The 20,829-nt window shown below is 42.5% G+C and carries 18 protein-coding genes, 16 tRNA genes and 3 rRNA genes; 3 read left to right on the forward strand and 34 right to left on the reverse strand.

What is annotated here, in order from left to right:
- Positions 1–37 precede the first annotated feature (37 nt).
- From solA to BW961_RS22125, 11 genes are all read right to left on the reverse strand, one after another.
- Positions 38–1,165, reverse strand: coding sequence for an N-methyl-L-tryptophan oxidase (gene solA / locus BW961_RS22075; RefSeq protein WP_068583568.1), 1,128 nt, complete (start codon positions 1,163–1,165; stop codon positions 38–40).
- Positions 1,166–1,203: 38 nt separating this feature from the next.
- Entirely contained in the window at positions 1,204–2,340 is a 1,137-nt protein-coding gene (locus BW961_RS22080) for a M20 peptidase aminoacylase family protein (RefSeq protein ID WP_068583565.1), read from the reverse strand.
- A gap of 5 nt (positions 2,341–2,345) precedes the next feature.
- Positions 2,346–3,365, reverse strand: coding sequence for an LLM class flavin-dependent oxidoreductase (locus BW961_RS22085; RefSeq protein WP_068583562.1), 1,020 nt, complete (start codon positions 3,363–3,365; stop codon positions 2,346–2,348).
- A gap of 69 nt (positions 3,366–3,434) precedes the next feature.
- The gene (locus tag BW961_RS22090) at positions 3,435–4,187 is read right to left on the reverse strand and encodes an amino acid ABC transporter ATP-binding protein (protein WP_068583559.1); all 753 of its coding nucleotides are present in this window, start codon (positions 4,185–4,187) and stop codon (positions 3,435–3,437) included.
- Positions 4,184–4,894 carry an amino acid ABC transporter permease gene (locus BW961_RS22095; RefSeq protein ID WP_068583556.1) on the reverse strand — a complete coding sequence of 237 codons (711 nt, stop codon included), beginning with the start codon at positions 4,892–4,894 and terminating at the stop codon, positions 4,184–4,186. Before BW961_RS22095 ends, BW961_RS22090 begins: the two co-directional genes overlap by 4 nt.
- On the reverse strand, positions 4,891–5,667 hold the full coding sequence (locus BW961_RS22100; RefSeq protein ID WP_068583553.1) for an amino acid ABC transporter permease: 777 nt from the start codon (positions 5,665–5,667) through the stop codon (positions 4,891–4,893). Before BW961_RS22100 ends, BW961_RS22095 begins: the two co-directional genes overlap by 4 nt.
- 52 nt (positions 5,668–5,719) lie before the next feature.
- On the reverse strand, positions 5,720–6,568 hold the full coding sequence (locus tag BW961_RS22105) for a transporter substrate-binding domain-containing protein (RefSeq protein WP_068583550.1): 849 nt from the start codon (positions 6,566–6,568) through the stop codon (positions 5,720–5,722).
- A gap of 312 nt (positions 6,569–6,880) precedes the next feature.
- Positions 6,881–8,308: an alanine/glycine:cation symporter family protein gene (locus BW961_RS22110; protein ID WP_068583547.1), complete on the reverse strand. Its 1,428-nt coding sequence runs from the start codon at positions 8,306–8,308 to the stop codon at positions 6,881–6,883.
- 280 nt (positions 8,309–8,588) lie between these two features.
- Positions 8,589–9,491, reverse strand: a complete 903-nt coding sequence (locus BW961_RS22115; RefSeq protein ID WP_068583544.1) for a LysR family transcriptional regulator — start codon at positions 9,489–9,491, stop codon at positions 8,589–8,591.
- Positions 9,492–9,746: 255 nt separating this feature from the next.
- Complete coding sequence (locus BW961_RS22120) at positions 9,747–10,013, reverse strand: glutaredoxin family protein (protein WP_068583540.1); 267 nt, start codon at positions 10,011–10,013, stop codon at positions 9,747–9,749.
- Positions 10,014–10,243: 230 nt separating this feature from the next.
- Positions 10,244–11,578, reverse strand: a complete 1,335-nt coding sequence (locus BW961_RS22125; RefSeq protein ID WP_068583538.1) for an LLM class flavin-dependent oxidoreductase — start codon at positions 11,576–11,578, stop codon at positions 10,244–10,246.
- Between the two features lie 354 nt (positions 11,579–11,932).
- Between BW961_RS22125 and ald the strand changes: the two genes are divergently transcribed.
- Positions 11,933–13,060 (forward strand): alanine dehydrogenase, encoded by a 1,128-nt coding sequence (gene ald, locus BW961_RS22130; RefSeq protein ID WP_068583536.1) that lies wholly within the window; start codon positions 11,933–11,935, stop codon positions 13,058–13,060.
- Positions 13,061–13,142: 82 nt separating this feature from the next.
- Here the strand turns inward: ald and BW961_RS22135 are convergent, their stop codons facing one another.
- The 3 genes from BW961_RS22135 to BW961_RS22145 form a co-directional block, all read right to left on the reverse strand.
- A complete protein-coding gene (locus BW961_RS22135; RefSeq protein WP_068583534.1) occupies positions 13,143–14,090 on the reverse strand; it encodes a 1,4-dihydroxy-2-naphthoate polyprenyltransferase in 948 nt (315 codons plus the stop codon).
- Positions 14,091–14,111: 21 nt separating this feature from the next.
- Complete coding sequence (locus tag BW961_RS22140; protein ID WP_068583531.1) at positions 14,112–15,110, reverse strand: glycosyltransferase; 999 nt, start codon at positions 15,108–15,110, stop codon at positions 14,112–14,114.
- 129 nt (positions 15,111–15,239) lie between these two features.
- Positions 15,240–15,863 carry a TVP38/TMEM64 family protein gene (locus BW961_RS22145; protein ID WP_068583528.1) on the reverse strand — a complete coding sequence of 208 codons (624 nt, stop codon included), beginning with the start codon at positions 15,861–15,863 and terminating at the stop codon, positions 15,240–15,242.
- 133 nt (positions 15,864–15,996) lie between these two features.
- On the opposite strand from BW961_RS22145, the gene BW961_RS22150 reads away from it, so the two are divergent.
- Both BW961_RS22150 and BW961_RS22155 read left to right on the forward strand, forming a co-directional pair.
- Positions 15,997–16,881: a lipoate--protein ligase family protein gene (locus BW961_RS22150; protein WP_068583525.1), complete on the forward strand. Its 885-nt coding sequence runs from the start codon at positions 15,997–15,999 to the stop codon at positions 16,879–16,881.
- Between the two features lie 192 nt (positions 16,882–17,073).
- Entirely contained in the window at positions 17,074–17,325 is a 252-nt protein-coding gene (locus BW961_RS22155) for a YolD-like family protein (RefSeq protein WP_068583521.1), read from the forward strand.
- A 121-nt stretch (positions 17,326–17,446) separates the two neighbouring features.
- Here the strand turns inward: BW961_RS22155 and cysK are convergent, their stop codons facing one another.
- The 20 genes from cysK to BW961_RS22255 form a co-directional block, all read right to left on the reverse strand.
- The gene (gene cysK, locus BW961_RS22160; protein ID WP_068583519.1) at positions 17,447–18,361 is read right to left on the reverse strand and encodes a cysteine synthase A; all 915 of its coding nucleotides are present in this window, start codon (positions 18,359–18,361) and stop codon (positions 17,447–17,449) included.
- 268 nt (positions 18,362–18,629) lie between these two features.
- A tRNA-Gly gene (locus BW961_RS22165) sits at positions 18,630–18,700 on the reverse strand.
- 13 nt (positions 18,701–18,713) lie between these two features.
- Positions 18,714–18,787, reverse strand: a tRNA-Pro gene (locus BW961_RS22170).
- Positions 18,788–18,792: 5 nt separating this feature from the next.
- Positions 18,793–18,871: transfer RNA gene (locus BW961_RS22175), tRNA-Leu, on the reverse strand.
- A gap of 22 nt (positions 18,872–18,893) precedes the next feature.
- Positions 18,894–18,970: transfer RNA gene (locus BW961_RS22180), tRNA-Arg, on the reverse strand.
- Positions 18,971–18,988: 18 nt separating this feature from the next.
- Positions 18,989–19,063 (reverse strand) — tRNA-Gly (locus tag BW961_RS22185).
- A gap of 7 nt (positions 19,064–19,070) precedes the next feature.
- Positions 19,071–19,155 (reverse strand) — tRNA-Leu (locus BW961_RS22190).
- A gap of 15 nt (positions 19,156–19,170) precedes the next feature.
- Positions 19,171–19,246: transfer RNA gene (locus tag BW961_RS22195), tRNA-Lys, on the reverse strand.
- Positions 19,247–19,253: 7 nt separating this feature from the next.
- Positions 19,254–19,327: transfer RNA gene (locus BW961_RS22200), tRNA-Gln, on the reverse strand.
- Positions 19,328–19,356: 29 nt separating this feature from the next.
- Positions 19,357–19,432, reverse strand: a tRNA-Thr gene (locus tag BW961_RS22205).
- A 32-nt stretch (positions 19,433–19,464) separates the two neighbouring features.
- Positions 19,465–19,537 (reverse strand) — tRNA-Phe (locus BW961_RS22210).
- A gap of 4 nt (positions 19,538–19,541) precedes the next feature.
- Positions 19,542–19,618: transfer RNA gene (locus BW961_RS22215), tRNA-Met, on the reverse strand.
- A gap of 29 nt (positions 19,619–19,647) precedes the next feature.
- Positions 19,648–19,723: transfer RNA gene (locus BW961_RS22220), tRNA-Val, on the reverse strand.
- Positions 19,724–19,751: 28 nt separating this feature from the next.
- Positions 19,752–19,826, reverse strand: a tRNA-Glu gene (locus BW961_RS22225).
- Positions 19,827–19,830: 4 nt separating this feature from the next.
- Positions 19,831–19,906 (reverse strand) — tRNA-Asn (locus BW961_RS22230).
- A 3-nt stretch (positions 19,907–19,909) separates the two neighbouring features.
- Positions 19,910–19,985, reverse strand: a tRNA-Ala gene (locus tag BW961_RS22235).
- Between the two features lie 32 nt (positions 19,986–20,017).
- A tRNA-Ile gene (locus BW961_RS22240) sits at positions 20,018–20,094 on the reverse strand.
- A 57-nt stretch (positions 20,095–20,151) separates the two neighbouring features.
- A 5S ribosomal RNA gene (gene rrf / locus BW961_RS22245) occupies positions 20,152–20,268 on the reverse strand.
- 84 nt (positions 20,269–20,352) lie between these two features.
- A 5S ribosomal RNA gene (gene rrf / locus BW961_RS22250) occupies positions 20,353–20,469 on the reverse strand.
- Between the two features lie 170 nt (positions 20,470–20,639).
- Positions 20,640–20,829 (reverse strand): 23S ribosomal RNA (locus BW961_RS22255); the annotation flags it as partial.

The following is a 20,829-nucleotide window of genomic DNA, read 5'->3' on the forward strand; positions in this document are numbered from 1 at the left end:
TACAAACCTATCATAATTTACGTAAACTATTGTTTATTTATGCGTGAAACCGAGATAGTGAGAATAGACTAATATCTTGCGGTGTTGCTTGTTTTACCGTCAAATCTGATAGAATCTCTCCTACGACACTAGAGAATTTGAATCCATGACCTGAGAATCCACCTGCCAGTAGAATATTCGGATATGCAGGATGATAGTCAATAATGAAATCCTCATCAGGCGTCATCTCGTACTTACATACGGACCCACGAATAAGCTTGCCAGCAGCCGCTGGCATGTAAGTCTCAATCGCATTTCTTAAATCTCCCTCATCATCCGCATAAGCTCCGAATGGTTGTAAAGGCTCCCCCGGCTGCCAAGGTACACCTTGATCATGTCTACCAATCTTCACACCTGTACCATCAATACTAGGAAAGCCGTAGAAGCCACCTTCCATGGTACCCAAAGTAAACCCTGGAAAGTTCTTGGTATCAAAGAGTGACTCATCGCTTTGGAACCAACCTACGACTTTACGGACAGACTGGATGGGAAGCTTGATGAATGGCTCCAATGTTTTGAACCATGCACCCGCACTTAATATCGCTTTATCTGCATGAAACACACCATGCTGTGTATAGACCGATACTCCCTCACCATCTGCTTCAATGGAAGATACATTCGTATAGGGCAAAAGAGTAGCACCTTCCGCTAATGCCATTTGTCGATAGGCTGCAACACATTTCTCACTAAATAAATAACCCGCTTCTGGCTCGTACAACCCCGTGAAATCGTCCGTCAGTCGAATACCAGGCCACCGCTTAGCGATCTCATCTGCATCAAGTAACTCTATGGGTACACCTAACTGGCTTGCATCTTTAAGACGCTGTTCATATGAGTACACCTTAGAAGATGATATATTTAATACACCTGATTGAATGAGTAGTGAAGTATTCGTAGCTTCTTCTAGTTCATTCCACAGCTTATGAGCACGGAGGGCCATAGACACATAAGCAGACCCTCCATGATAAGCATGTCGTATTAACCGTGGTACACCATGATGGCTCCCCTCATGATGTGGAGGATCGAATGCATCGATGAGTAACGTTCGGATACCCTGTCTAGCTAGATGATAACCCGCACTCATCCCCATAGACCCTGCTCCCACAACAATAACGTCGTATGACATTCGTATGACAATCTCCCCCTCTCATGACCTCATCTAATCTATTCTTTAATTAATAACTGATTGATAGCCCGCTGTGATAAATCAGCGAAGTATTCAGCACTAATGGATAGTGCGCGCTCATCCACATCGAATGCAGGATGATGCCATTCCTGTGGTCCCGATGTACCCATAAAGACAAAGAACCCTGGAATCTCTTGCTGATAAAAGGCAAAGTCCTCTCCTGCCGGAGAGGGAATCGCCGTCACCACATGCAATCCCACACTTTCAGCCGCCTCAATGGCAAGCGACTCAAGTGAAGCATCGTTATGAACGGAAGGAGGGCCGGGCAACCATCTCACATTCGCTGTTGTCCCAAATGCAGAAGCCACTCCATCGATGATCTGTTGGAATCGTTTCAACACATGATTTCTCACTTCAATGTCAAACGTACGAATCGTCCCATCTAACATGGCTGATTCTGAAATAACATTCCACGCTGTTCCACTGTGAATACGAGTTACACTAATTACAGCGCTCTGAAGAGAGCCTATATTACGGCTCACGATAGATTGAAGGGCAGTAACCATGTGCGAAGCAACTACGATTGGATCTACGCCAGCTTCTGGTACTGCCGCGTGTGTTCCTATTCCCTTTACCTCAACAGCGAATCCGTCTGCAGCAGCCATCAGTGCGCCCGATTTAATCCCAATCGTCCCAGTGGGTAGATCGGGCTTGTTGTGCATTCCAAATATGGCCCACACCCCTTTTAACGCCCCCGATGCAATAACCTGATTAGCCCCCTTGGCCTTTTCCTCAGCCGGTTGAAAGATAAACCTTACCGTACCCTTCAATTCATGCTCTCTTCGCTTCAATAGCAGAGCTGTCCCCAAGATAGACGCTGTATGAAAATCATGGCCACACGCATGCATTTTCCCAGGAATTAAAGATGCATAGGATAAACCTGTATCTTCTTGAATGGCTAATGCATCAATGTCTGCTCGCACAGCAACGATTGGTCCACCATGATAACCGCCTACTTCTGCAATAATACCTGTCGTAAGTGAATAATCCGCGATCCGAATTCCCGCTTCTTCCAACCAACCACGAATAGATTTGGTTGTCTCGAACTCTTCATGAGATAACTCAGGTTTGGAATGTAAATGACGTCTAATCTCAATTAATTGTTGTTCTAACATAACTGTTATTCACCCTCTACTAGCACCTCTGAGAAAGCTTCCTTTAGCAACTTATAAGAATGAATTCGCTTGGAGAAATCCTTTATAGCTGTCGTAACGACGAACTCCTCGATGCCATATTGTTGTTGAAGATTAAGCAGATGTTGTCGAACCGTCTCTTTCGATCCTTTGGCAATTGCAGCATCTTGAATATCGATCCGATAACCTTCGTTCGATTGATTTCCAAATTCTTCTGCTTTTTCTATTGTACCTAAAGTCACAGACCTCCCGCTATCTAAATGTACCTTAATTAACTTCTGTTCCCCGGCTAATTCATTCGCTTCCTCATCTGTATTCGCGATAATGACAGACAGCGCTAAAATTAGCTGTGGCTCGGTACCCTTGCTTGTATTAAACCGATTCCGATATGCCGCAAAGGCATTCTCAGCAATCATAGGATCACTATTAATAAACTGAGCAAATACATAAGGAAGCCCTAGATCCGCTGCAGATTCTGCGCTAGACACACTAGCTCCAAGCAAATAAAGTTCAGCCGGTTGTACTGGATTAGGCGTTGCTCGTAAGCCACTTTGAGGATGATCGTCATCCAGTTGGTTATGAATGAGTTGTTCTAGTTCTTCTAGCTTGTGCTCTAATGACGGTGTTTCGGTAATTCCCTGTTGAAGTGCCTTCGTGGAACGAGGAAGCCCTCCAGGTGCTCTCCCAACACCTAAATCTACTCTCCCAGGTGCTAATGTCGCTAAGACATTGAAATTCTCGGCTACTTTATATGGGCTATAATGTTGAAGCATAATACCACCCGAACCAATCCGAATCGATTGTGTCCTAGCTAATAAATAGGAGATCAGTACTTCTGGTGATGACCCAGCAACTTGATCAGAATCGTGATGTTCTGATACCCAGAATCGGTGATAACCTAACGCTTCAGCTAGTTGAACGAGTTCAATTGTATTCTGAAAAGCAATCGCAGCAGTATCACCTTCAAATACTGGACTTTGATCTAATATACTAAGCTTTACTCCCATCGAATCATCCGCTCCCTTTATATTTCCTCTTTTAGTGGTTGTTCAAAAAGTCATATTTTGAACACGCATTTATATGGAATACGCCCATTCTGAAGTGATGCGTTTCAGGAATTGCTTTGTCCGCTCTTCCTTAGGTGCACCAAAAATATCTTGTGGTCTTCCCTCTTCAACGATGACACCCTCATCCATAAAGACCACATGGTTAGAGACATCACGAGCAAATCCCATTTCATGTGTAACAACAATCATCGTGATGCCTTCTTTGGCGATTTTACGAATAACATCTAACACTTCGCCGACTAATTCAGGATCTAGTGCTGAAGTAGGCTCATCAAATAAAATCACTTCTGGATTAAGCGCTAATGCTCGTGCAATACCTACACGCTGTTGTTGTCCACCTGATAATTGACTAGGATAGGCATCAAGCTTCGTACCAAGTCCCACCTTCTCAAGCATTTCTATACTCTTGCGCTTAGCCTCATCCGTTGAGAACTTCTGAACTACAACAAGCCCTTCCATCACATTCTCAAGTACGGTCTTATGCTTAAATAAATTGTAGTGCTGAAACACCATCGCTGATCTTTGTCTAAGATTGTGGATATCCTTCTTGTTGGCTTGTTTGTAATCGAGGTTGAAATCACCAATCTCAATCTGCCCCTCATTGGGTTTCTCCAAATAATTAATGCAACGAAGCAACGTTGTTTTACCCGATCCACTCGGTCCTAGAATAACAACGACTTCCCCTTTTTCCACGGTCAGATTGATCTGATGTAACACTTCATGTTTACCAAATGACTTGGATATGTTGGTCAGTTTAATCATGCTACACCACCTCGATTGTGATTATTGATCCGTTTCTCAAGCCTACTTGTTGCTCTCTCAATGAGAACCGTCATTCCCCAGAAGAGGAGTGCTGCTGCAATATAGGACTCAAGAAACTTCCAATTGTTTGCCGCTACGATTTGTGCTTGCGCGTTAATATCCACCACTGACACGGCAAAAGCAAGCGTAGATGCATGTAGCATACCGATCAGGCTATTAGAGAGATTCGGGAGGCAAACCGATAATGCTTGAGGAAGAACAATCCTTCTCAATGCTTGTGCAGTTGTCATCCCTACGGAATAGGCAGCTTCTATCTGTCCACGATTAACGGCGATGATACCCGCTCTAATGACCTCTGACATATAGGCTCCTGCCGTTAGAGAGAAAGAAATAAACACAAAACCGATTAACGGAATTTGATTGGATTGAAAAGGGAGTCCCCAAGCTTCTGATATCCCATCTATAAGCATCGGAAGTCCGAAATAAATAAGAAATAAGTGCATCAACATGGGCGTACCCCGAATGAACATGACATAAGCAGTAGCGATTCTATGCAGAACCGGTACTTTGTATATCCGAATAAGCGCAACCGCTGAACCAATAATCAACCCCATGGATACAGAGACCACGGTAATAATTAATGTCGTTGGGAGTGCTTTAAACAAACTTAGCAAAGCCGTTAGAATGAACAGCGGGTCAATTTTCAATGTGGATCAACCCCCTTCTCTAACCGTGCTATCTCTCTTTTACGCCACCCAATCCACCTTTTCGATGATCGTTCCTTCTCAATAATTTGCCGTTCATGCCTTAGCAATCTAGCTTCCAAATAGAAGAATATTCTTTCAAGAACTGTACTAATTACGAAATAAATTAGAGATAACGCAATATAGGTCTCAACAAAATGACGTGTGGCTGATCCTAAAGTCTGTGATTTCCCCGTCATTTCCATAGCACCTAACGTAAACGCTAGAGATGAATCCTTCAGATTGGCGATAACTAGGTTAGAAAGAATCGGTACAGATATCGATAACGCCTGAGGAAGTATAATTCTCGTCAATGCTTGGTAGCCACTCATTCCAACCGAATAGGCCGCCTCTATCTGCCCCCGATCAACTGCATTCACTGCGGCGCGTATTGCTTCTGAAATAAATGCCCCGCTGTGCAGGGCATAGGTCACGATAACGAATATAAGCACATTTGTCCTTGAGGTATCCACATGAATTAATTTCAACAATTCCGGTAACCCATAATAAATAAGGAATAGCTGAATCAGAATAGGGGTTCCTCGAAAGAATGATACATATACTTGAGAGACTCTTTTCAAGATTGGGACATTGTATAATCTGGGCAACGCCACTATAAATCCGATGATGAGACCAAGTAATATGGAGCCTGCTACGATCAATAGGGTGATATGCAGGTATGACAGTAATTTGGGTAAGAAATCAAATACATAATGTATATCAAATTGTCCGCCCACAGCATTTACACCCTCCTTATAAGTTCATAGTTTACATCTAGAAACTCTTTTTTTATTTCTTAGTTTCTTCAGCTAAACTCTTCGTAAAGTCTTGACCCAGCCATTGGATACTTAATTTAGCTAGCGTACCATTGCTTTTCAACGTCTTAACTGCTTCATCCAGCTTATCTGACAATTCTTGACTATCCTTACGTAATACGAATAATACATCTGATTGAATGAGTGGCTCGCCAACGGTCTTCAAAGCAGGCTTACCGTCAGATCCGAGATAGTATTTAACTGCAAAATCCGTGGAAAGCGTACCATCAACACGCTTGTTCTCAAATAGTGCTACTTCATCATTGGCCTCACCACTGGAATACACAATTTCAAGGGCATTATCATGTGTTGCATTATATTCTTTTAAGAAAGTAGCTTGGTTACTTGTTGGCCCAGTAAGTACCTTCTTACCTTTCAAATCCTCAATCGACTTGATTGTATTATTATCCTTAAGCACCGCTACTTTGGATAAGAAAATGCTATATGGTTCTTTGTTAAATAAGAATTTCTCTTCACGCTCTTTATTCTTTTCCATTTGGTGAGCGACGAAATCAATTTTGTTTGTTTCTAGGCTTAGTAATAAATTACCGAAATCCATCGTCTTAAATTCAAATTCATATTCTGGCAGCAATTTATCAATTTCTTTCACAAGCTCAACATCGAACCCAGTCAATTTGCCGTCCTCATCAATAAAGCAGACATTCGGGAACTGCGTACCTGTGCCGACAAGGATCTTCTTCACTTCTGTAGAACTTCCGCTTGCCTTATCCCCCTGTGCAACTTCCCCATTGTTCTTTGATCCACACCCTGTAGACATTACCATTAGTAATATTACAGCGCTTATCACAGCTAGCTTCTTCATTCTTATTCCTCCCCAATTTACGTTCTCTACAATAAAATAATCCAACCTCATAATTCCTATAAGTTTTGTATGATTTAGTGTTGGATTAACTTTACAACCATGCGTTGTTCCCGTCAACGGGGTAGCTAATAGAGGTTTTCTATATCATGATTTGATATTTCAATAGCACATTTAAAGTCGATAGGCATTATATTGGGGGGCTGTTGAACAAAGTGGACAAAAAAAATAGACTACTCGCCATACAGTAGTCTATTTCTTCATCATTTATATTCCATTTTCAGTGATTGTCCTCATTAAGACCGTGCCTATTAACTACTCTGCTTTAGATGATGGTACTTGCGAATCCCAGCATTCAACCCTATGAGAATCATCCAGCATAGGCAGGCTCTCTCGCGTAAAGACAGGATCTTTCCCTTCCTTCTTCTGCTTCATATAATCATTTAGTGCGGCAAAAGCTACTTTAGAAAGCATAGTAATGGCAATCAGATTGACGATAACCATGAACCCCATAAATAAATCAGCGAGATCCCATACTAACTTAACTTTCGCCACTGATCCGAATATAATCATTCCTAGTACACCAAATCTATAAATGCTAAGCCAGATTTTATTGGATTTCAGGAATGCAATATTAGTCTCACCATAATAATAATTACCGATCAGCGTACTGAAGGCGAATAAGAACACCATTAAGGCTAAGAAACCCGACGCCCAAGAGCCGATGTGAAAACTTAGTGCCGCTTGTGTTAATTCGATTCCGCCTACACCAGATCCCGTATTTACCCCAGAAAGTAGAATGATCATAGCTGTACTTGTACAAATCAGCAATGTATCCACAAGGACGCCTAAGGCTTGCATCAGCCCTTGCTTAACAGGATGGCTTGTAGTTGCCGTCGCTGCCGCATTAGGAGCACTCCCCATACCTGCTTCATTCGAGAACAATCCGCGCTTCACACCCTGCATGAGCGCTGCTCCAAGAGAACCTCCTACAACTTGTTCAATACCAAATGCACTCTTAACGATCAGTGTAAGCACTGCTGGAACTTGTCCAATATTAACTAACACGATATAAGCAGCAATACCGATATACAGTACCGCTAGCACAACGACAATATATTCAGACATCTTAGCAATACGCTTCACGCCACCAAATATAATAACAGCAAATACCGCAGCCATAACTATTCCGATCATTAAACGATTCGTTCCAAAAGCGTTCTCAAAAGCTAGTGAAATCGTGTTCGACTGCACTGCATTAAATACCAGTCCGAAAGACAATGTGATTAGAATAGCGAACAGCGCGCCCATCCACCGTTTATTTAATCCTCGTTCCATATAATAGGCAGGTCCACCTCGAAAGCCATCTTTATCTTTGACTTTGTACACTTGTGCTAGCGTACTCTCGATAAAGCTTGATGCTGAACCAATAATGGCAATTACCCACATCCAGAACACAGCACCCGGACCTCCAAGTGCGATCGCGATCGCGATCCCTGTAATATTACCAGTTCCCACACGAGCCGCCATACTAATACAAAATGCCTGAAACGGAGTGATACCATCACGAGGGCCACCCGTAGATTTACTTAATAGGCGCACCATTTCTTTGAATAGACGAAATTGTAGAAACTTCGTTCTAAAGGTGAAATACAGACCACACGAGATAAGCATAATGATTAGTAATTTCGACCACATTATACTGTTTATAAAGTCAATCATGTTTTGTAAAGTTTGCAACATTTATGCGGCTCCCATCTAGTTGAGTATATGGTATTAAATGTCCATTTTGAGTAGACATATTAGTATATCAAATTTTTATTAAGGAGAGATACATGTATTAATTTGGCAAGCATCATTTAATCTTCCTAACTTCAGGTGTAAACATACATTTTCAGAGGAGTTTCTATTTTCTTCACACCATGATTGCGAGTTAGAACCATCAGCCATACACAAAAAAACCAGAATATAAATGACTATTCCGGTACTCATCTGATATTCAACGTTTAACACTTCTCTCAAATTAAGATTTCAAAAATGATTGCTTGCTGAGAAGAATCTCCTTAGCCATATCCAAAAGCGAGTTATACACCGTGCTATTCTCTCCATGAAGGTTAATCAGATTGGTTTGCAATGAAATGTTGGACACTTCCGGAAAATAAATAGGAAATAACTTCTCCTCCGATACTTCCTTGCTCACACATAGACTGGGCAGAAAGCAAATCCCTGCTTTGTTCAGAACTAATTTCTTAGCTGTCTCTAAGTTATCTGTCATATACTCAATCTGGGGAGGATTGTCTAAATTCTCAAAGACGCGATGTAGTTGCAACCAATCCAATGCACCACATTCAAAAAATACTAAAGCCTCTTGTTCAATATCTTTAATCGTCACCTCATAATTATCAATAAAAGAATGCCCCTCGTGCACATACAACGTAATTGGATCTGTATATAACTTAATGGATTGAAGATGCGGATGTGCCACATTACGAACAAATCCAACATCAAGCTCCTTATTCAGTACCTGATTCATAATATCGTCAGTGGTCGCTACGCTAAGTTTAAACGTCAGGTCAGGGTAGTTAGTCTTGAGAACGGGTAGTACATCTGGGATGATGTAGTTAGCTACGGATATCGTACAGCCAATTCTGACAACGTTCGGTAAAGCTTTTTGTTTGTGGAGCTGTACTCTACCCTTTTGGTAGGTTTGTAATATCTGCTGAGCATAGGGAAGAAATTGTTTCCCTTTTTCCGTTAATTGAATCTGTCGCCCGAAACGATCAAACAGCTTACAATCCAATTCTCGTTCCAGTGTTTGTATTCGCGCGGTTACCGAAGGCTGGGATAGAAATAACATATCTGCTGCCTTATTGAAGCTCCCATAATGAATCACATAAACAAAGGCCTCCAAATTCTCAATATTCATCCAAATCCCCTCCTTAGCAATAATCCTTCACATTTACAACTTATCCTATAAAATAACTTGGTTATATAATTTTCTATTATCTTACAGCAATTTCATAGAATAATTCAAGATGAATTTCTTGAAGCAACCTAGATACCTCATCGCATAACACTAGGACAACGTGAAAAAGGGATCTTTCATTCCATCTCGTTAACGAGACAGGATAAAAAACCCTTAATAATAGCGAATAATAGCGTCCCTTCAAACAGCCTTTTCTTATGATATCAAATGACTTGTTAACACGGTTTGCAGATGCTCTAACCCAACTTCAGTAACACCTTCGAACTTCCCATCGTTATCAATCTCTACGACTGGAACATGCCGCACACCGTATTTAACCTCTAATACATCACGTAAAATATCGTTACCTTCCACATTTATATTCTCATAGCTGTAATCGTTAGCCTCAAGGTATGTTTTCACCTCTGAACAATAATGACAGCCCGGTTTACTCCACACAATAATCTTTGGATTCGTTGACATGATATAATTCCTCCTAAAGTTTTACGAAGTAAAACTGACTTCGTAAGCATTAGCTTAAGTTTTACGAAGTAAAACTAACTTCGTAAGCATTGGCTTAAGCTTTACGAATTGTGTTTACTTCGTCATTTCAAAACCATCGCCACGACAACGTATTTCAACCAATTATTTTGCAATTTCAGCATCTGTATCTCCCCTATCCATACCTCAATCATATCTATCTGACGATTTCCTTAAGCCTCTACGGTAACTTTCTTCTTAACGTAACGATTCTCAGGAATCGACAAGCCTAGATTGCCACGCAATGTATCAGATTCGTATTCTGTGCGATAAATTCCACGTTCTTGTAGAATAGGAACAACTAGTTCAACAAAGTCAGTCAATCCACTAGGGACACCAGTCGCAATAATAAATCCATCTGCCGCTTCTTCTTCGAACCACTGCTGGACTAAATCTGCGATTTTCTCAGGTGTTCCTATGAAATTCCCTCTAGGTGTCAAGGCTCCAAGTGCCACTTCACGAAGTGTTAAATTATTCTCCTTGGCATCCTGTTTAATCTTATCTGTCCCACTACGGAAGCTATTAGCCCCTAAGTCACCTAAATCCGGGAACTGTGAATCGAGTGGATATTGTGAGAAATCATGATGCTCAAAGAATCTTCCTAAGTAGTTCAATGCATTCTCAATCGTAACTAGACTCGCAATTTCTTGGTATTTACGCTCTGCCTCTTCTTCCGTCCGACCTACAATTGGACCGATACCAGGGAAAATAAGAACTTCATCAGGTGAACGTCCGTACTCGCTGGCTTTCTTTTTCACATCTGCATAGAACTTTTTAGCATCTTCAATGTTCCCATGACCCGTAAACACCGCGTCCGCACCCTTACCTGCTAGATCTTTCCCATCATCTGATGAACCTGCTTGGAATATAACGGGCTGCCCTTGTTTAGACCTCGCTATGTTCAATGGTCCTTCTACGGAAAAGAATTCCCCCTTGTGTTCCAGCGCATGTAACTTCTCAGGATCAAAGAAAACACCGGATTCTTTATCGCGGACAAAAGCATCATCTTCCCATGAATCCCATAACCCCTTGGTCACTTCGAGATATTCATCTGCAATTTTGTAACGCTCCGGGTGAGATGGATGACCCTCTTTACTGTAATTCTTAGCTGACCCTTCTAACGGAGAAGTCACCAGATTCCAACCTGCGCGACCTCCACTGATGTGATCTAGAGAGGAGAATTGCCGAGCGACTGTAAATGGCTCACTGTATGAAGTGGATAGTGTCCCAACAAGCCCAATATTGGAGGTGACTGCAGCCAGCGCAGAAAGAATCGTAATCGGCTCGAACCGATTAAGAAAGTGAGGAATCGACTTCTCCGTAATATATAACCCATCCGCAATAAATACGAGATCGAACTTTCCAGCCTGCGCCAATAATGCCTGCTCTTTATAGTAATTGAAATTCACACTTGCATCTGAAGGTACGTCAGGATGTCTCCAAGCTGCGGGATTCCCGCCAACCCCGTGAATGATCGCTCCAAGCTTTAACTTCTTTTGTTTGGCCATGATTGTTCCTCCTTAAAGTTTTTAAGCAAACGCTTCTTGGATCAGCTTCTTAAAAACTAACCTCGGAAGCATATGCTTTTTTGAGCGTTGCTTCTTAATCCCAGCTTCAAAAAAACGCTCCATAAATATATTACATAATTCCTACATGTTAAGTATGGATTAAACTTGGTATTACTTTAGCACGAGCCGTATCTCACGTCTAATAGCCTTTTTCTATTCAAAAATAGAACAAACCTATTTCCTGTATGGCTGATATTTTGGATCTATATATGGGCATCATTTTATGGTAGGATATGCACACAACTTGTTCGTTCGTATATGCATATAATAAATGGAGTAAAGGAGCGATCTACAATGAGAATTGGAATTCCAAAAGAAATTAAAAACAATGAAAATCGGGTAGCCATTACCCCCTCAGGCGTGGCAGAATTCCTTCAACATGGACATACCGTATATGTGGAGACACATGCTGGTGCAGAAAGTGGCTTCCCTGATGATGCTTACACTGCCGCTGGCGCTATTATGGTCGAACAAGCTTTCACGTTGTGGGCTCAATCCGACATGATTATGAAGGTAAAGGAACCTCTCGCTAGTGAATATGGTTATTTTCGAAAAGGATTAATTCTCTTTACGTATTTACACCTTGCAGCAGAACCTGCTCTTGCCAAAGCCTTGGTTGATTCTGGTGTCACTGCCATCGCATATGAGACTGTTACGTCTCACGGTACTCTCCCGCTCCTAACACCTATGAGTGAAGTTGCTGGGCGGATGGCAGCTCAGATCGGTGCGCAGTTACTTGAGAGACCACATGGGGGCAAAGGAATCCTATTATCAGGTGTACCAGGCGTAGCACGAGGGAAGGTTACGATTATAGGTGGAGGGATTGTTGGCACAAATGCAGCGAAGATCGCAATCGGACTCGGGGCAGATGTTACGCTATTAGATCTGAACGTAGGACGTTTACGTCAATTAGACGATATATTTGGTAATCAGATTAAGACACTCGTCTCTAGCCCATCTAACATTGCTAAGTCTGTCGCAGAAGCAGATCTATTAATTGGTGCTGTTCTAATTCCTGGCGCTAAAGCACCAAAATTGGTGTCTGAACAAGTCGTGAAATCGATGTCAACAGGGTCTGTTATTGTTGATGTAGCTATTGATCAAGGTGGAATTGTAGAGACGATTGACCATATCACTACACATGATCAACCAACCTATGTGAAACATGGCGTAGTCCACTATGCTGTTGCCAACATGCCTGGTGCTGTACCGCAAACCTCAACGATTGCTTTAACCAATGCCACAATGCCATTTGCGTTACAACTGGCTAATCATGATATTCAAGAACTACTCCGCAGTAATCCTGCCATTGCAAGTGGAGCTAATGTCATCAATGGAAACGTCACATATGTCGCAGTAGCTCGTGACTTAGGTTACGAATATGTGCCTGCTGATAAGGCATTTACTCCAGTCAATTCCTAACAATCACATATAACAAATGCTTTGACTGCATACAAAAAGGGATATGCATCACTATGCATATCCCTTTTCAACGAAAATTCTACTACCACGCTAGCACAATCGCTACGCTAAAGACTAAGATGCGAGCCATATTCGTAATGAGGAAATTCTTAACCGCTAACCCGAAGGTATGTTGCTTGGTTTGTTTTTTCATAAATACGCTAATATTTCTCTTCAGTGGAATTAAGGTAAGAAGAACAAGGACCACGATCATTGGATTCACCTTCAAGAACAACAATACAATCAGATCTAGATAAGAAACATAATAGATAAATCTGAATAGCTTGAGCGCATTGCTTTTACCGATATACACCGGAAGTGTGTACCTTTTATTCTCTACGTCCTCATCCATATCACATATGTTGTTTGCTAGCATAATATTAGCAATACAAAGAATCGCGGGTATAGAAATGAGGAAGATCAGTAATACTTCGAGCATGTCGATCTGTAGGGTCAGGTTTTGTTGGTCAAAGGCTATCACAACCAGTTGATCTCCTACATGAATGAATGTCGCAACAAAAATAATGACGAACCCCATAAACAATCCAGAGAACAACTCACCGAGCGGCATTCTAGAAATAGGGATCGGACCGAACGAATATAATATCCCTACACAGAAAGATAATCCTCCCACTAAGAAAACAACCATCCCCGTATTAAAGACGAGCCACATCCCCGTACCCACAGCTGTTACAAATAACGTAATGATTAGAGTCACTACCGTCGATTCTTTCAGTCCGAACTTCACGATGGCGTTATGCTCTTGATAACCATATCCTTCTTTTTTTCTAGCTTTTTTGAAATCGTAGTAATTATTCATTGCTGTTGTGAACATATCGAACGTGAGCAACGATACGAACATTAATATGAAATTAGCTATTTGAAATTCCTCAAATCGGAATACTACATACACGCTCCCTAGGAAAAAGGGAATCATGCTTGCAAGCTTGGTCCTGATCTCGACTAGATTCAGGAATGTCTTCAATGTCATCACTATCATCCTTTATGCAAACTACTTAAGCCATGTATCAAAAAATTGACGGTACCCCTCTTTCATCACACGACTAGAGAACTTCTCGAATCCGTAGTGACGATTGTCTAAGGAGTATTTGTTAGGTGAGGCTACTGCCATATTAACTAATTCAAACCAATTCTTCTCATTCCCCGAGAAAGCATGTTTTGAACTAATATGATCGTAACATGGATGTTCAGGTTTAATTATGATCTTTCCCATAGCCAAAGCTTCCGTTAGAGGCATAGCAAAGGTATCGAATTTCGAACAGCTCCAATACACCTTCGAAGAATTCATAAGTTGAAATATCTCATCTTGCGTTAGAGCGAACTTCAAGGTCACATTTAGAGGAATATCATATTTCTTCATACTTTCTTTGTACCTGATCCCACCGAACACCATGAATACTTCCTTATCTGGGTTCTGTCTCGCATATTCTAGCACTAGATCTGGGCGTCTATTCTCCTCGTCACGTCCAATCCACAGCACGCGGTTATCAACAATTTGTGTAGGGTCAAAATGCCGCTCAGCTAACTCCTCACTGAATCCAATTGGGATCACTGTCACATCCTCAACGCCAAAGTTCCGATCTAGTTCCCGCTTAAGAAATTCCGTCTGTACCACTGCCTTGTCCACCATTTGATAAAAAGGCTTCATCATCTCGTACCCTGTCAGTGCTGGATCGGGGAAGCTATGAGGGAACAGTACACTATTCTTAATGAACATCTTCAAATAAGTGAATCCAGACACCGTATAAATGACATGATCAATGTTCTGTGAGTGAATCTGATCTAGTACAATATCGTAATTAACCAAATCCCCCTTCTCATGTTCATAACCTGGAATCCAATCATGCCCGCTCACATGACGCTCAGGTGATATAAATACAATATCCACGCCTAATTCCTCACCTACCTGTTTCAAGCGGTCTGCAAACACACGTGGACCTTGAGACTCTGCAAATTGTATCTTCCTCATGACCAAGCCTACTTTTTTCATACGTTTCCCACCTTTGTCTCTCATTAAATTTGTTGTTTACAACAATAACAGAATGCCAACCGTAACAATAAGAAATGGCCTCCGCCTTGGCGAAAACCATCTAATTCGAATAGAAAGTGCTCTAGGAAATTATTTTACAGTGTTATTTGACTCTACCGGAGTCCTTGTAAAATAAGCTTCTGCTTTCTTCATGATGAACAATGATGCCGCGATAAATGCAAGAACATATACCAATTGAATAGGATGCTCTACAAAACTTCTCAAATCATGCCCGATGTAAGAGACATAGAATACCATGATGCCTTTACCAACAATAACAGCTATTAGAAAAGAACTTAGCCTCATACGTACTAGCGCTGCTGCTGTATTAACCACAACAAACGGTCCCACCGGAAACAGACTTAATATAAACACGTAGCTGAAAGCATTCCGCCGAACCCATATCATACTCTTAGCGACTTTTGGCTTGAGAGCCCATCTTGTAAAATAGGGATACGAGGACACTTTGCGTACGATGAGGAAGGTCACCAGACACCCACTAATCATACCTATCCACGAATATAAGAATCCAAGCCACAATCCATACACAGCCGCGTTAACCCCTACGATAACAAGCGTGGGTAACGGAGGAATGAATGATTTCATAAATGTTAAAAGAATACCTGGTAAAGGACCGAATTCACGGTACCTCTCCAGCATGTGTCTCATATTCTCCTCAGTCAGCATCGACATGATATCCAATACGCCCGTCATTATAACCACCTACTTTATCTCTCCAATATAAAAACTGTATAAACCATATCATACCATAACTATCTATTTTCAATTAGGCTTTATCATTTGAAATATACACTTTACGAACATGATAGAATAAAGGAAACTCCGAATGAACGTAAATTTATTATATCCTACAAAGGGGACCATTACTGTGAACGATATCGACAATTCATACCTAGAACATATGTTAATTCTAGATCGAATGAATGATCTATCAGAGATTGATCCGCTTTATCCTTTTGCCTTGGACGAACTCCTTTGCAAACAAGTTGGTAAAGGAGGACCTGCACTCTGCCATCTATGGCGTCATCCTCAGTCCTTTATTATGGGCCTTCGAGATAGCCGTCTCCCATATGCTGACAAGGGGCGCGAATGGATCACATCCCAGGGATACCAAGTGGCGATAAGGAATTCGGGTGGTGCTGCAGTACCACTTGACCTTGGTGTCGTTAATATCTCTTTAATTATGCCTAAACATGGATCAGCAGATACCCATTTCCATCGTGATTTCGAAAAGATGTATAGCTTGATTCAACAAGCGCTATTACAAACAGGCTCTCATGTAGATAAAGGTGAAATTGTGGGTGCTTATTGCCCGGGCGATTTCGATTTAAGTATTCACGGACGGAAGTTCTGCGGTATCGCACAACGTAGACAAGCACATGCTTATATTGTACAAGCGTTCGTCATTGTTAATGGTTCTGGTCAAGAAAGAGCTCAACTTGTAAAATGTTTCTACGAACGTGCAGCAGTCGATGCAGACTCTTCTCAATATCCACTCGTAACAGATGCTAGTACAGCAAGTCTTGCTGAACTCATAGATATGGGCACCGACCCAACCGTAACATTCGCTGAGGCCGTGAAACATGTGATTTCAGATCAACAGATGTTAAATAACTTATCTACAAGAACGAACTCATTATATATACCCGAACAAGAAGAGGTCATGAAGATGGTGGCAACGCTTCGAGAGCGTTATGACTCTCCACTATAATCGTGAGATGACAGGAATAATAATCATATCGTTATTCCAATTGCATATAAGACGTTAGAAAGGTCCCTCATACCATAGACATTCTCCTATTGGGAGAAGAAGGTTCGTCACTTGATCCTATTGCCAATGACTTGGGTTCGAAATGACGGTATACTTAAGAGAGTGTTTTGTTGTGTAAGGGGAGGGTTGTATATGGCTAAGGCAAGAGTTCCAAAAAGACCTACACGGGACGAATTTGAATTAGAAGAATTAGGGAACCAATTAGTTGAAGCAAAAAATGAAGACAGTGAAATTGAACTAACGGTTTGGGGACGGGAAGAACTTGTACGCGGACGGATCACCATCATGGACTCACGTACTCGATTAGTTCATATTGCGAATGAACATGAATTAATCAAGGTACCCTTTCTAGATATTATGAGAGTGAATTATCCTAGAGATTAGTCACATGGATACTACAACACTTAAGTGCAATATATCTCTGTGCGTGTATTCTACTATGACACAAATAAACCGTTGAAGACATGAGCTACAATAGTCCTCAACGGTTTATTTGTTTTTTTCTCTAAAATAATTCCATGCTCAAGTAACGTTCACCCGTATCTGGCGCTATGCAGACAACTCTTTTACCTGCGCCTAATTTCTTAGCTATTTCTACTGCTGCATATACGGAAGCTCCGGAAGACGGTCCAACAAGAATACCTTCTAGTCGTGCTAGGTCTTTCATCATCCCAACCGCTTCTTCATCAGAAATCTGAATAATTTCATCATACACACTTGTATTCAGAATACTTGGAACGAAACCGGGACTGGTCCCGACTAATTTATGTGGACCCGGTTGACCACCTGACAGTACGGGCGATCCCAACGGTTCAACCACTGCAATATGTATATCGGGTAAATGTGTGCGTAATGTCTCCCCCGTACCGGTAATCGTACCTCCAGTACCTGCTGTTGCTACAAATGCATCCAAGCGGTAATCCATTTGTTCTAATATTTCTGGTGCTGTCGTGGTGCGATGTATGTTTGGATTGGCTGGGTTCTCGAACTGTTGTGGAATAAAGCTTCCTGGAATCTGCTCTCTGAGCTCAAGCGCCTTTGCAATGGCACCAGGCATTCTTTCACTACTTGGTGTGAGAACAACCTCTGCACCGTAGGCTTTCAGAATATTGATCCGCTCTTTGGACATGTTATCTGGCAGGATAAGAATCGCTTTATACCCTTTAGCCGCCGCTATCATAGCTAGTCCAATCCCCGTGTTCCCACTAGTCGGTTCAATAATTGTACCCCCTGGGGAAAGTAACCCATCTTTCTCAGCAGCATCAATTAGATTGTACGCTGCTCTATCCTTAACGCTCCCTGAAGGATTGAACATCTCCAACTTCACATATACTTCTGCTGCTCCCTCAGGAACCGTTCGATTCAATCTTACCATTGGTGTCTGACCTATAAGTTCTGTAACATCGTGTACGATACTCATGGTGCATCTCTCCTTCACCAGTGCAGGACTGCACTTCCAATTTATAGTGTCCACTAAATTTATCTTAGGATACCATAAAGAGGTAACAAATTCATTAGAAGCTTAGATGGAAAATCTCCGAATATAGTACATTTACCACATAATCTGAAATATTGATTGTAAAGATGCCCATAGTTCAAGCACTTAAGCAAAAAAATTACGCCTATATTTAATTTTGAGCAAACAAAAAACCTTTGCTCTGCAAAGGTTTAAGTTACTACACTGTTTAAGCGGGTGATGGGAATCGAACCCACGCTATCAGCTTGGAAGGCTGAAGTTCTACCATTGAACTACACCCGCATTAATAAAAGAATCGGGACGACACGATTTGAACATGCGACCCCCTGGACCCAAACCAGGTGCTCTACCAAGCTGAGCTACGTCCCGATGTATACCGGTGAAGGGACTCGAACCCCCACGGTTTCCCACACGATTTTGAGTCGTGCGCGTCTGCCATTCCGCCACACCGGCATATACATAATTTTTAAATTAATGGTGCGCCCTAAGAGATTCGAACTCCTGGCCTTTTGATTCGTAGTCAAACGCTCTATCCAGCTGAGCTAAGGGCGCAAATACATGAAGAAAAAATGGAGCGGACGACGGGAATCGAACCCGCGACCCTCGCCTTGGCAAGGCGATGCTCTACCGCTGAGCCACGTCCGCAAACATATGGTGCGCGTGGAGGGACTTGAACCCCCACGTCGTGAAACGCTAGATCCTAAGTCTAGTGCGTCTGCCAATTCCGCCACACGCGCACACTGATAAAGAAATGGTGAGTCATGAAGGATTCGAACCTTCGACACCCTGATTAAAAGTCAGGTGCTCTACCGACTGAGCTAATGACTCATATAAATGGCTGGGGATATAGGATTTGAACCTATGGTGACGGAGTCAGAGTCCGTTGCCTTACCGCTTGGCTAATCCCCAAAACGGTTTCTCTTCTCTTGAGTTAAATATGGTGCCGTCGAGAGGACTTGAACCCCCAACCTACTGATTACAAGTCAGTTGCTCTACCAGTTGAGCTACAACGGCGCATCCATACAACTTTCACAAACTTTTCAAGGTGGCTCGAGACGGATTCGAACCGCCGACACGAGGATTTTCAGTCCTCTGCTCTACCGACTGAGCTATCGAGCCATATTGGTTGCGGGGGCAGGATTTGAACCTGCGGCCTTCGGGTTATGAGCCCGACGAGCTACCGGGCTGCTCCACCCCGCGTCATTAATAAGCATATTGAATTATAAAAATGGTGGAGGCTGAGGGGATCGAACCCCCGACCCTCTGCTTGTAAGGCAGATGCTCTCCCAGCTGAGCTAAGCCTCCGAATCTAGCATAACAATTATATTAAAAATGGTGACCCGTAGGGGAATCGAACCCCTGTTACCTCCGTGAAAGGGAGGTGTCTTAACCGCTTGACCAACGGGCCTTAATGGCTCCCCGAACAGGGCTCGAACCTGTGACAACTCGATTAACAGTCGAGTGCTCTACCAACTGAGCTATCAGGGAATATGGTGGAGCCTAGCGGGATCGAACCGCTGACCTCCTGCGTGCAAGGCAGGCGCTCTCCCAGCTGAGCTAAGGCCCCATAATGGGATAATTGGGATATATGAAATTACATGGTGGGCCCTGGTGGACTCGAACCACCGACCTCTCCCTTATCAGAGGAACGCTCTAACCAACTGAGCTAAGGGCCCTAATCTGTACACCTATATAATCTAGGCAAAAAAAAACCACATGATTAGTGGTATTCTGCTTGGCGACGTCCTACTCTCCCAGGACCCTGCGGTCCAAGTACCATCGGCGCTGGAGGGCTTAACGGTCGTGTTCGGGATGGGTACGTGTGGAACCCCTCCGCTATCGCCACCAAACGGTGTTCAGCTTTATGTTGTATTCAAGATTTGATAATTATGAAAAGATTCACCATTGATCGAAATCAACGGTATTTCTTGACTGCTTGGCGACGTCCTACTCTCCCAGGACCCTGCGGTCCAAGTACCATCGGCGCTGGAGGGCTTAACGGTCGTGTTCGGGATGGGTACGTGTGGAACCCCTCCGCTATCGCCACCAAACAGGATCTTTGTGCTGCTTGTCTACTTTGTTAATACCACAACAAAATATACATCCCTATAAAGGGTTTGCAACATAAAATCAGTACAAGGTTTAATCCTTGAAAACTAGATACGAATGAATTTGCAGTTCGAAACTTGCATTTGCTCCTAAAGCCTAAACTCCAGAATATTAGGATAAGCCCTCGACCGATTAGTATTGGTCAGCTCCATGCATTGCTGCACTTCCACCTCCAACCTATCTACCTCGTCGTCTTCAAGGGGTCTTACTAATTGGGAAATCTCATCTTGAGGGGGGCTTCACGCTTAGATGCTTTCAGCGCTTATCCCGTCCGCACGTAGCTACCCAGCTATGCTCCTGGC

Source organism: Paenibacillus macquariensis (assembly GCF_900156375.1).
Taxonomy (GTDB): Bacteria; Bacillota; Bacilli; order Paenibacillales; family Paenibacillaceae; genus Paenibacillus_AQ; species Paenibacillus_AQ macquariensis.

Bases quoted from the DNA above. Each gene is read 5' to 3' on its own strand.
- solA (WP_068583568.1), bottom strand. From the start codon at position 1,165: ATGTCATACGACGTTATTGTTGTGGGAGCAGGGTCTATGGGGATGAGT.
- BW961_RS22080 (WP_068583565.1), bottom strand. From the start codon at position 2,340: ATGTTAGAACAACAATTAATTGAGATTAGACGTCATTTACATTCCAAA.
- BW961_RS22125 (WP_068583538.1), bottom strand. From the start codon at position 11,578: ATGGCCAAACAAAAGAAGTTAAAGCTTGGAGCGATCATTCACGGGGTT.
- BW961_RS22090 (WP_068583559.1), bottom strand. From the start codon at position 4,187: ATGATTAAACTGACCAACATATCCAAGTCATTTGGTAAACATGAAGTG.
- BW961_RS22140 (WP_068583531.1), bottom strand. From the start codon at position 15,110: ATGAAAAAAGTAGGCTTGGTCATGAGGAAGATACAATTTGCAGAGTCT.
- BW961_RS22105 (WP_068583550.1), bottom strand. From the start codon at position 6,568: ATGAAGAAGCTAGCTGTGATAAGCGCTGTAATATTACTAATGGTAATG.
- cysK (WP_068583519.1), bottom strand. From the start codon at position 18,361: ATGAGTATCGTACACGATGTTACAGAACTTATAGGTCAGACACCAATG.
- BW961_RS22110 (WP_068583547.1), bottom strand. From the start codon at position 8,308: ATGTTGCAAACTTTACAAAACATGATTGACTTTATAAACAGTATAATG.
- BW961_RS22135 (WP_068583534.1), bottom strand. From the start codon at position 14,090: ATGACATTGAAGACATTCCTGAATCTAGTCGAGATCAGGACCAAGCTT.
- BW961_RS22145 (WP_068583528.1), bottom strand. From the start codon at position 15,863: ATGACGGGCGTATTGGATATCATGTCGATGCTGACTGAGGAGAATATG.
- BW961_RS22155 (WP_068583521.1), top strand. From the start codon at position 17,074: ATGGCTAAGGCAAGAGTTCCAAAAAGACCTACACGGGACGAATTTGAA.
- ald (WP_068583536.1), top strand. From the start codon at position 11,933: ATGAGAATTGGAATTCCAAAAGAAATTAAAAACAATGAAAATCGGGTA.
- BW961_RS22085 (WP_068583562.1), bottom strand. From the start codon at position 3,365: ATGGGAGTAAAGCTTAGTATATTAGATCAAAGTCCAGTATTTGAAGGT.
- BW961_RS22115 (WP_068583544.1), bottom strand. From the start codon at position 9,491: ATGAATATTGAGAATTTGGAGGCCTTTGTTTATGTGATTCATTATGGG.
- BW961_RS22150 (WP_068583525.1), top strand. From the start codon at position 15,997: ATGAACGTAAATTTATTATATCCTACAAAGGGGACCATTACTGTGAAC.
- BW961_RS22120 (WP_068583540.1), bottom strand. From the start codon at position 10,013: ATGTCAACGAATCCAAAGATTATTGTGTGGAGTAAACCGGGCTGTCAT.